We start from the raw sequence: 1,352 nt of genomic DNA, 5'->3' as shown, positions 1-1,352 counted from the left end.
TCTGTGTCGGTTGGGGGTCGGGAGGCGGGCGTTGATACCGGTTCGGGGCGGTCGGTGTCGCCGGGTGCGGATGGTGCGGTTGCCCGGCCAGGCGGTGAGCCGGGTAGGGGTGTGTGGCCGGCGGGGGAATTGCATGCCCGGTTGCTCCAGCACCTCGGCGGCGACGAGTCGGTGGGGATGCCGATGGCTGCGAAACCCGACAAGTCCCTGATTCCCGAGGGAGTGGATCTCAACGAGTTGCCCGGTGCCCGGGTGGACACGCTCGAAGGCCCTGGGGTGAAACCGGAGAAACCGGCGAGCGATATCGTCACCGACCTGAACTCGGCCGGTGACGCTATCGGTGGGGAAGGTCTGCCGATCGATGTCCTCGTGTCGCGTATGTCCGCAGGTGGGGAGGATGCACCTTCGGCCGGGAAGTCTGCTGAGCCGCCGGAGCGTCCGGTGATGGTGACCGGGAGATCCGAGGACGCCCCCGCGCGTGTGTCCGAGGGTGGCGACGAGGTGACAGCCGGAGTGGGTAAATCGGCGGAGTCACCTGAGAATCCGGCAGTTCGGCGGTCCGAGGTCGATGGTGCGCAGCGTCCGGAGCTCGCCGGTACGCCGGTAAGGCCGGCTGCGGCGGCGGCCGAACCGCCCATTCGTTCGCGGGCGTCCGCAGACGCGGGTCAGGATGGACCGGCCGGCGCTCCGAAGCCGCCCCTGAACAGGACATCCACGGATACGAAGCCGCCCGTCTTCAAGGTGGAGCCGGTCGAGAAGCCGCCCGCCTACCCGGAAAGACAGGTTTCGGCGGATCCGTCGCGCAAGTCCTCCGAGCCGTCGGTGGTGAAACCGGAATCGACGAGTGGTGATGCCGAGGCCGGTGTGGTTGCGAAGGCCGCTGAGGATCCGGCCGCGAGACCAGCGGCAACGGATGATGCCCGCAGCGCCGAAGAGGGGGCGGCGACGAGAGTCGTCACTGATTCCGCCGATGACTCCATCGGGCCGGGTAGGTCGGAGGATCCCGAATCCGCTGGTGTGCAGAATGAACCGCAATCCGAGGGTGTCCCGCACCCGCAGGACGGGACTTCGGAGGGGGTGGGTCTGGAGGGGAGGTATTCGGGGGAGGCGCATGAGGTGCTTGCGCGGCATGTGGGGACGGATTGGAGTTTGGTGTCGCCGGAGGGTTTGGATTGGATGATTCGGGAGAGTCCGGATCGGATCGAGTCGGCGGCGGCGATGGTGGAGATTATTCGGCGGGGTGATCCGAAGCATCGGGTGTTGCGGTGGACTCAGGTGATGGCGATGTTGGTGGCGCGGGATGCGGGTGTGGGGAATATGCAGGCGGGGGAGGGGAAGACGTTGGTGTTTTT

The 1,352-nt window shown here is 67.1% G+C and carries 1 protein-coding gene; it reads left to right on the top strand.

All coding sequences use genetic code 11. The annotated features are described in order from the left end of the window. Positions 1-141 precede the first annotated feature (141 nt). The coding region (locus tag ON38_RS25545; RefSeq protein ID WP_157181887.1) for a hypothetical protein at positions 142-1,352 on the top strand (1,211 nt) is incomplete at its 3' end.

It is taken from the genome of Nocardia testacea NBRC 100365, assembly GCF_000308775.1.
Lineage (GTDB): Bacteria > Actinomycetota > Actinomycetes > Mycobacteriales > Mycobacteriaceae > Nocardia > Nocardia testacea.
Note: the sequence above shows the minus strand (reverse complement) of the source record. Positions and strands in the feature narration are given on the sequence as shown.